The sequence below is a fragment of the Geminocystis sp. M7585_C2015_104 genome, assembly GCA_015295805.1.
Lineage (GTDB): Bacteria > Cyanobacteriota > Cyanobacteriia > Cyanobacteriales > Cyanobacteriaceae > DVEF01.
The window spans coordinates 1-9797 of record DVEF01000042.1 but is presented as its reverse complement, the minus strand read 5'-3'; the positions used below and the strand labels follow the sequence as shown (position 1 = coordinate 9797).

8 protein-coding genes are annotated in these 9797 nt (G+C 47.3%); 4 read left to right on the top strand and 4 right to left on the bottom strand.

What is annotated here, in order from left to right; all coding sequences use genetic code 11:
• Positions 1–146: hypothetical protein (locus IGQ44_05200; GenBank protein ID HIK37369.1), on the top strand; the 146-nt coding region annotated here is incomplete at its 5' end.
• A gap of 58 nt (positions 147–204) precedes the next feature.
• Entirely contained in the window at positions 205–2424 is a 2220-nt protein-coding gene (locus tag IGQ44_05195) for a secretin and TonB N-terminal domain-containing protein (protein HIK37368.1), read from the top strand.
• Positions 2425–2464: 40 nt separating this feature from the next.
• Here IGQ44_05195 and IGQ44_05190 read toward each other — a convergent pair whose 3' ends face one another.
• Complete coding sequence (locus IGQ44_05190) at positions 2465–3853, bottom strand: MFS transporter (protein ID HIK37367.1); 1389 nt, start codon at positions 3851–3853, stop codon at positions 2465–2467.
• Between the two features lie 277 nt (positions 3854–4130).
• Here IGQ44_05190 and gyrA point away from each other — a divergent pair, with 277 nt between their 5' ends.
• A complete protein-coding gene (gene gyrA, locus IGQ44_05185; GenBank protein ID HIK37366.1) occupies positions 4131–6659 on the top strand; it encodes a DNA gyrase subunit A in 2529 nt (842 codons plus the stop codon).
• 820 nt (positions 6660–7479) lie between these two features.
• On the opposite strand, the gene IGQ44_05180 is transcribed toward gyrA, so the two are convergent.
• The 3 genes from IGQ44_05180 to IGQ44_05170 form a co-directional block, all read right to left on the bottom strand.
• Entirely contained in the window at positions 7480–7854 is a 375-nt protein-coding gene (locus tag IGQ44_05180; protein ID HIK37365.1) for a DUF3155 domain-containing protein, read from the bottom strand.
• 86 nt (positions 7855–7940) lie between these two features.
• Positions 7941–8543: an ATP-dependent Clp protease proteolytic subunit gene (locus IGQ44_05175; GenBank protein ID HIK37364.1), complete on the bottom strand. Its 603-nt coding sequence runs from the start codon at positions 8541–8543 to the stop codon at positions 7941–7943.
• 20 nt (positions 8544–8563) lie between these two features.
• Positions 8564–9253, bottom strand: coding sequence for an ATP-dependent Clp protease proteolytic subunit (locus IGQ44_05170; protein HIK37363.1), 690 nt, complete (start codon positions 9251–9253; stop codon positions 8564–8566).
• Positions 9254–9424: 171 nt separating this feature from the next.
• Here IGQ44_05170 and IGQ44_05165 point away from each other — a divergent pair, with 171 nt between their 5' ends.
• Positions 9425–9748 (top strand): DUF760 domain-containing protein, encoded by a 324-nt coding sequence (locus IGQ44_05165; protein HIK37362.1) that lies wholly within the window; start codon positions 9425–9427, stop codon positions 9746–9748.
• The last annotated feature ends 49 nt before the right edge of the window (positions 9749–9797 follow it).

The following is a 9797-nucleotide window of genomic DNA, read 5'->3' as shown; positions in this document are numbered from 1 at the left end:
TCAATGTCAGTGTCTCCCAGCTGCCTAAACTGAAAACCACTATGGCCCTAAAAGCTATTTTCCCAGACTTGCAACCCCCTGCCACGGAAAATCAGCAACAACAGGGGCAACAACAGCAACAACAACAGGGGCAACAGCCCCAGTAAAATCATGGCAATACTTCCATTTGTTGGGAAAATTAGTACGTGTGTAGGAGGAAAACCAATGGGGAAAGTCTATCGCCCGTTAGGACTTGTGAGTGGCAGTGTAGCCCTCCTGTTTTTATGGCCAATGGGTGCCACTGCCAACGTAAAGTTAGACGCCAAACCGGGGGAGGGAAAGCCCACCCCCTGGATTGCCCAGTCACCCCCTCGGGAAAGCAACAGTCAGAATCAAGAGGTATTATTTCCCAACCCAACGATACTAATAGACGGAAAACCGGTAAATGGCACGGCACCCCAACCGGCGGCTCCCCCGCCCTTTTTGCCCAGGGCAGTGGCCCCCCCAGTGGGAGACATGGCCGTGTCCAATGTTAACGCACTCCCCCCCAGAGTAGACTTGGGCACCAATGCCAGAGTGCCACGACTGGTGTTGAGAAGTGCCCCTGCTCCTGAAGTTTTGGCACTCTTGGCTCGGGCAGCCGGTTTAAATGTCATTTTCACTGAGGGGGAGAAGGAGGCTGCCACCAAAACCATCACCCTAGAGTTAGACAATGAACCCATACAGGATATATTCAACAATGTCCTCTTGATGTCGGGGTTAAACGCCAGTCGTCAGGGCAATACCATCTTTATAGGCAAAACACTGCCCCCTAGCGTAAAGAACAGCATCACCCGCACCATCCGCCTCAATCAGTATAATGTCATTGGGGCAGCCAATTTCCTAAACAGTCAGGGGGCGCAGGGTTATATTGTGGAAGCACAAGAAGCTACAGGGGGTGGCAAGCCAACTTTTTCATTGAGGGCCCTACCTACAAACCAGGAGAGAGAAAATGAGTATCTAATACTAAGAGGACTAACAGTTCATGCCGATCCCATCAACAACAGTATAACCCTAGTGGGGGAGCCTCATCTGGTACAAACTGCTACGTCCTTCCTTACTCAACTGGATGTGCGTCGTCGTCAGGTGGCGGTGAACGTCAAGGTGGTGGATGTACAATTGGGTCAACAGGACAGTTTTGGTTCTAGTTTCTCCTTTGGGATTGATAACACAGGTGTAATTCAAGACGGCGGCGTGGGCGTAATCAACTTCGGTACCAACAGTGGCAATGTGGATCCCCAGCAGTGGCGAGTAAGTGGCCCCGGAGGAGGATTACAACCGGCCTTCCAGGAGACTATTACCATAACTGAGAACTTTGGCAGAGACCTAACCGAGGCAATTACTAGAGATGTCCAAAATCTCCTCAACCAAACCAACAACCAGGAAGTGGCGAGAAATTTGACTGACACTCTTTCGCGAAATTTAAATGACACTATCAACAGAACATTGAACCAGTTTGGCAGTACTACGAACTTTTCCCGCTCACAGGTGGAAACTCTAACCCGCGCCCTACAAGAGGCCCTGACTCAAACTACCGTTGAAACCCTGGAAAGAAGCCTCAACCAGTCAGATTTGAACAACCTCACCCAAACTCTCACAGACAGTGTCAACAGGACTGTCACTAGGACCCTACAGGGACAACCCTTAGGTTTCCCAAATCCGGGAAGAATAACCCCCTTTGGGACAACATTTGACCCCAACAATCCCCGAGGGATGGCCACAGTCACCCCGGGACTGAATTTCAATGTGCCCCAGGCTTTCCTAGCACAGATTCGGGCCAGTATTCAGTCTGGCAATGCCAAAATACTAACCGATCCTACTATCGTGATACAAGATGGGCAAAAAGCGGACGTGGAACTGGGAGAGGAGGTGATTGTGGGGGTAAGGTCAGAAAGAGTCACAGACGAGGCCACTGGTACCACCTACGTTATTGTAAACCCCGAAAAGGGCATAGCTGGTTTGAAGCTTTCAGTAAGGGTAGAGAAAATCGATGACAATGGTTTTATAACCCTAGAAGTCAATCCTGACATAAGTGTGCCAGCAAGGGAGATACGGTTTGATAGTGGACAGGCCCTTAACACCATAACCCTCCTGCAAACAAGACGACTTTCCTCAGGTAGAATCCGTATGCGGGATGGGCAAACCCTGATCCTCACTGGTATCATTCAGGACAGCGAGCGTACCACGGTGTCTAAAATCCCTATTTTGGGAGACTTGCCCATTATTGGCAGTTTGTTCCGCGCCTCTACCAAACAGAAAACCCGTTCCGAGGTGGTGGTTATCATAACCCCGCGGATTCTGGACGATTCTGAGCCCCACAGTGGTATTGGTTATAATTACACCCCCAGTCGCGAAACGGGCAGATTCTTGAGGGATCGTGGCATAAATCTCCCCACCTCCCCCTAGTGTATATTCCCCCTCCCCTGGGGGGATACTATATCTATATCTATACACTGTCCAATTGTTCTAGGGATTTTCCCGTGGTTTCTATCCTGAAAACATAGGTAACTATTGCGGCCAGCACACAGGATATTGCCAGTATATATAACACCCTATTGACTCCTATTTCCACTCGCAGTATGGGAAGGAGGTAGGTGCCCAACACTGCCCCCAGTTTGGCAAACGCCGCCGCAAAACCTGCACCAGTGGCGCGAATGGCGGTGGGGAATACCTCCCCCGACAGCACAAACGTGGTGGCGTTGGGTCCAGCATTCATGGAAAAATTAAATACAAAAAAACCCACCAACACTGTTATCAAAGAGGAATTATTTCCCCCTCCTAGGGTTAGAATTACTAGCCCCAAGGCCATGCCTAAAAAGCCGACAATTTGCAATTTTACCCTTCCTACTTTATCCACTAACAATACTGCCACCAAAAAGCCTATTATTAGGAACAGATCCACTATAGCGGCCCCCTGGGCAGAGTTGATTTGAACTGACAAAAAATCCGTCTCTTTGGAAAAAGCCAAAACGGAAATAATAGTAGGGGTGAAAATGCCTATGCCGTAGGTAGAAATGTCCTGCAAAAACCATGGCACCGCTGCAAAAACAGTCTGGCGCCAGTGCCTAGAAAACAATGCCAACCAGCTGACATTATCACCCGGCGGCGGCTCATTTTCTGGTGTTATTTCTATCTCCATTTCTAGCAACTCTGAGGCAGCAATAGAGGCTGCTTTATAGTCACCTTTGGTGATAAAATACCGAGGGCTTTCTAACAAGAATTGTAGTCTTAGCAGGTAAATAATAATCGCCATTATCAAGCCTACCCCCAACATAATTCGCCAACCCTGTTTGACGGCAGTTTCTAGAGGGTTTGGGCTGAAGAGAATACAGGATTTTATCACCACAATTCCCGTTAACGCCCCCAAAGCAGCACCAACAGCCTGGAAGGTGAATGCCCCTATTATCATCCTTCCCCGGTAACGAGAAGGCACATTTTCTGTAATATAAGCCACACTTATTGGATAATCCGCCCCAATGGCTACCCCTACCAAAAAACGGAAGAAAATCAAAGAAGAAGCTGACCATGCCAAGGCGGCGCCACCACTAGAAATTAGAAAAATTATTACGTCAATTAACAACATTTTTTGTCTGCCAATTCTATCAGTAATTGCCCCCAAAGTCAACGAGCCCACCAATGAGCCCACAATAGCCGCTACCGCTACCTCCCCAATTTGTGTCGCCGTTAGCTCGAAGTCTTTTTCAATGAATGGTAAGGCCACCCCTATGATAAAAAAATCAAATCCATCCAAGGCAATTAATCCCGCGGATAAAATCCACAGTATCCACATCCCTCGGGTCAATTTTGAACTCTCTAGCTTTTCTTCAAAACTCATATATCACCCTATCAGTGAATTTTTTTAATGCTTATAAACTAAATAATATCGCTTATAAAGAAAAGCTATTTTTGGCAGCGATATTAAAATATGTTACCTGGTTTATAGGTGAGGCCCAATCTCCTCAAATTTGGAATTATTAGCCATAAAAAATAAACGAATATATGTTAGAATAAGTAAACCGACTCAAAAGGGGAAAAGAAAAAGTCGAACTGACCAATTTCAACCCTAAGCAAAAAATTGAATTGAGATTGAAGAGGAAATAAGGCGAAAAGGTATGACAGCAAAAGAGCGGATAGTGCCCACAGACTTGAGTAGGGAAATGAGAGACTCCTACTTAGAATACGCCATGAGCGTAATAGTGGGAAGGGCATTGCCAGATGCAAGAGATGGGCTAAAACCAGTACACCGTCGCATCCTGTATGCCATGTACGAACTGGGGTTGACGGCAGATAGACCTTTCCGCAAATGCGCCAGGGTAGTAGGAGAAGTGTTGGGGAAATACCACCCTCACGGCGATGCAGCAGTATACGAGGCCCTCGTGAGGATGGCACAAGATTTTTCCATGAGAGAGCCTTTGATCGATGGCCATGGGAATTTCGGTAGTATAGATAATGACCCCCCGGCGGCAATGCGCTACACCGAATGCCGTTTACGGGCTTTGTCAGTGGACGGCCTGTTACAAGACATAGAAGCTGACACAGTAGATTTTATAGACAATTTTGACGGTTCCCAACGAGAGCCAGTGGTTTTGCCCGCTAGAATCCCTCAACTGTTACTTAATGGAGCCACTGGGATTGCAGTGGGCATGGCTACAAATATACCTCCCCATAACCTGGGGGAGTTGATTGATGGTACTATCGCCCTGATTCATAATCCCCATATTACTGATGTAGAATTAATGAAGTATATACCGGGCCCTGACTTCCCTACCGGTGGACAAATTCTGGGCAGACAGGGCATTAAAGAGGCTTATACCACCGGCAGAGGCACTATTACCCTGCGAGGAGTAGCCGACGTAGAAACTATTTCTAGAGGCAGACAGGAAAAAGATGCCATCATCATCACCCAGTTGCCCTTCCAAACTAATAAAGCCGCCCTTATTGAAAAAATAGCTGAACTGGTCAATGACAGGAAAATAGAAGGCATTTCTGACATTCGCGACGAAAGCGATCGCAGTGGCATGCGCATTGTGCTGGAATTGAAACGAGAGGCCAATCCCCGGGTTATCCTCAACAACCTCTATAAACATACTGCACTACAAACAAACTTTGGGGCAAATATGCTGGCCTTGGTAGGTAATAAACCACAATTATTGTCTCTGAAGGAGTTTTTAAGAGTTTTCTTAGACTTTCGGGAAGAAGTAATCACCCGTCGCACCCGTTACCATTTACAAAAAGCAGAAGAAAAAGCCCATATCCTCCAGGGGTTACTAACAGCCCTGGCGCATTTGGATAGGGTAATTGAGCTAATTCGTGGGGCGGATGACACTCAGGTAGCAAAACAACAACTGGTTACCAACCTTCAACTATCCCCCGCCCAGGCAGAGGCTATACTACAGATGCAATTAAGGCGCCTTACGGCTTTGGAAGCGGAAAAAATAGAAAGCGAATACCAGCAGTTACAACAACAAATTGGGCAACTGAGGGACATTTTGGCCAGTAAGGAAAGGATTTATGAGGTTATTGAAAAAGAATTATTAGAAATCAAGTCCGTTTATGCTACTCCCCGACGCACCCAGATAATAGATGATGAGGTGTCAATAGAAGACACGGATTTGATTGCTAATGTGCCAGTGGCCATTCTTCTCACTCAACAGGGATATTTAAAGAAAATGCCCTTAGACACCTTCCAGTCACAGAATCGCGCCACCAAAGGCAAAGTGGGTGCCTCTCTCAAGGAGGATGACATTGTAGAACACTTTGTAACTGGAAGTGAACACGATACCATTCTCTTCTTCAGTGACAAAGGATTGGCATATCCCCTCAACGCCTATCAAATCCCCTCCCATTCCCGCACCGCCAGGGGTGTGCCCATAGTGCAAATGTTGCCCATAGGCAGTGGGGAAAAGATCACCTCCATTATCGCCGTGGGCGAGTTTGAGGAAAACCAGTATCTGATAATGTTGACGGAAAAGGGGTATATCAAAAAAACCCCACTGGCTGCCTTTAAAAACGTCCGCAATAAGGGTTTAATTGCTATTTCCCTAGAACAAGATGATCAGTTAAGATGGGTAAGACTGGCTAAACAGGAAGATAGCATCCTCATTGGCACTAAGAAAGGGATGGCAATCCACTTTCATGCCGACAATGAGCAATTACGCCCCCTGGCACGAAATGCGAGGGGGGTAAAATCCATGACACTAAGGGAGGGGGATAAAATAGTGGGAATGGATGTACTACCCAGTAATATAACAGCGAATATAGCCGGGGACTCGGAAAAAGTGGGGGAAGAGATGGACACGGAAGTGGAATTAGGGGAAAATAGTGCCCCCTGGGCCTTGGCTGTAACTACCAGTGGTTTTGGTAAAAGGGTGCCCATTGCTCAATTCCGACTGCAAAAACGGGGGGGAATGGGGGTGAAAGCCATTAGTTTCCGGAAAGAGGGGGATGAATTGGCCAGTTTGTCTGTTGTCCATCCCCATGACGAGTTTATGCTGATAACCACCAAAGGTATGGTTATTCGTTGTGACGTGGATACCGTTTCTCTACAATCCCGTTACGCCTCCGGGGTGAGACTACAGCGTTTGGAAGAAGACGATGCCATTGCGGCAGTGGCCATAATCCCTCGACAACCCTTCCCCTAAAAGGTGGTTGTCAAACACCAATGGCGTTACCCCGGCTGCCAAAGAAACAATAGTACCCCCGTGGCCGGGGAAATATAACAGAAAGGGGATAAGATTTAGGGTGAGGGGGTGGGATGTAATTGGACTAACTGTTCTACTTCTGCCTCCAGACTCATGTACTTTGACTTCTGTCTTAATATACCTTCAAAAGTCTTGTAAAACAACAGCATCAAGTAGAGTATTTTTTAACCCCTGTGAGAAGGCTTCACTGGAAAAATAAGGATGACTTGACCACAGAAGAGTAAAAGGCGCCCATGAGGTTTTTCTCAAAGATATCAGAAACGGTGCGCCCAGCCTGTGCTATAGGCCTTTGCAGGGCATTGGAAGATATCAGGCGAGCCAATGGGAATAAGAGGGCAAAAGTAGTGCTCCCTGCTAATTTCAGGTTTCAGGGGGCGTCAGAGGCTTAAAAAGAGGGCTGAGGAACTTGGTATAGGGCTTGTGTATTTATCGCCAAAAAGTCCTGCCCCCCCAGGGGTGTTTACCATGAAGTTGCTGTTAGTCTGAGCCCTTGTAGAGGGGCTTACCTGCCTCCGTTTGCCCTCTTTCCGCATGAGGTATTGTTCTGCACTACAAAAGTAAAATGAAAATCCCACCACCCCTAGTCAGTCCTAAACCCCAGCATTTCGCACCACAAAAAGGTTACGAAGCCCAAACCCGAACAGGTATAGTAATCTTCTGGTTATGGGCCCACGCCCGTGTGGGGAAAAGGAGAGGGGGTATGGGCAACAGTCTCCTTTCCCCTGGCTGGGGGGGGGTGAAAGCCAGTCCGTTGCCCGGCCTAGCAACTAGAAGACAAGACAGAGGTGCTAGTGTTGACAGCAGTTACAGTGGCAGTCGTAGCAGCAGAAGCACTAGCGGCACTAGCCTTTACCTGTGGCCTAATCATTCTCAGACTGGGGAAGAGGAAGTGGTTTTCTTCCACATATTGAGCGCCAAACAGCCCCTTTTCAGCCCAGAAAAACCGGTCGGTAGTGTGTTCGTTGCGTTTAACTACTACCACAGCCGGAGGTTGAATCTGATTGGCGCGGATGTATTTACGGGCGGCAGTAACAGGCTTGTCTTCTCCGCTTTCTATATAGTAGTGGGGCACTAACTCCAGGATCTTACGTCCTTCCAGGCGGCGACGACTTTTTCTTTTCCTTTTCCTTGCCACCCTTACTTCCTCCTTCATACACTCGACTGTTGCTTTCATTACATTTTCCGGGCGATTATACAATGTTTGGAACAAAAAGTCAAGGGTTAATTACGTTTATCTTCAATCACCCGATCGATAATGCCATACTCCTTAGCCTGGTAAGCAGACATGAAGAAATCCCTGTCAGTATCCTTTTCGATTTTTTCCACAGGTTGTCCAGTGTGTAGTGCCAGTAGTTCATTCAATTCCCGTTTAATGCGGAGGATTTCCTTGGCTTCAATTTCGATGTCAGTAGCCTGTCTACGCCCCTGGGTGCCTCCAAAAGGCTGGTGGATCATAATACGAGAATGGGGCAGTGCCAGACGTTTTCCTTTACTGCCTGCCGCCAAAAGGAATGCCCCCATACTGGCGGCCAAACCCACACAGATGGTTACCACTTCCGACTTAATGTGTTGCATGGTGTCATAGATAGCCAACCCTGCCGTCACCGAACCCCCAGGCGAGTTAATATACAGATAGATGGGCTTTGTATTATCTTCTGAGTCCAAATACAACATTACAGCAATAATCTGGTTGGCGAGAGAGTCATTTATTCCCCTCCCCAAGAAGATAATTCTCTCCCGGTAGAGTCTATCGTAAATATTAATCCATTCGGTGTAGGGTTGTCCGGGGATTTGATAGGGAACTCTGGGTATTCCAATAGGCATATTTTTCTCCTATATCACATTCAGGTGTTGCTTCCCGCCAATGGTACCGGTAGTTTTTTTGTAGGTTCTAGTATTTTATCAATGAGGCCATATTCCAGGGCCTGTTGAGGGGTCATGTAGAACATTCTATCAGTGTCCCTTTCAATTCTTTCCCGGGGTTGACCAGTTTTTTCTGCTAGGATGTCTATCATCATCCTCTTGTTGGCCAACACCTCCCTTGCCCGGATTTGAATGTCTGTAGCTTGTCCTTGGGCCCCCTGACGGGCTTGATGCAGTATGATGGTAGCATGGGGTAGACTCGCTCTGTAGCCTTTTGTACCACAAGCCAGTATCATGGCAGCTGTGCCCATGGCTTGTCCAACACAGATGGTGTGAACGGGAGGTCTGATGTAGTTTATGGTATCACAGATGGCAAAGGCCTCCGTCTCAAAGCCAATAGCCTCGCCGCCATACCAGGAAGTGCCAGTGGAGTTGATGTAGAGATAGATAGGCTTTTCTGGGTCATCGAATTCCAGATACAATAACTGGGCAATAATCAATTCTGTCACATCTACCCCCAATTGTTCCTTGTACTCGTCTGGGGAAACCAAAGGCAATCCTAGGTAGACTATTCTCTCCTTCAGCAACAAGGATGGCAAATCCGGCGGGGGTGTGCGATAATAGGCGTCTCCCCTATAGGGGGCGGTTACGGCTCTAATTGGTGCATTCATAAACTGGTTAGTTTTTACTAGGACTACTTTTTCGATTGTGACACAATCCTGTAACTGACTGCACTGATTTTCTTATCCGGCTTTCCCTACACAGCCGGCTCAAAAAAACACTATCATATGTCTAATAGGTGTATAAAGACACAAGGCCATTTCCAACAGAGGAAGCAGATAATAATGTTTGATTCTAATTTTTTCCAGTACCAGTCGGAAACCAAAGTGCGCAACACCCTAGTAGAATATCTCCAAAAACAACCCCCTGAGACTCTACAGAGAATTGCCCAATCGGCTTCCCCTGAGGTTAGAGAGATTATCAGCTACAATGTACAAGGTTTGCTGGGGGTATTACCCCAAGAGGGATTCAATGTCCAAATCATCACTGACAGAGAAAAACTCGCCCATCTCTTAGCCTCCGCTATGATGACAGGCTACTTCCTCTGCCAAATCGAAAACAGAAAAAACCTCGAAGAAAACCTTGCCAACACAGATTCTTTATAACCCCCTACACCCCACCCCCTACACCCTATCCCCTATGCCCTACCCCCAC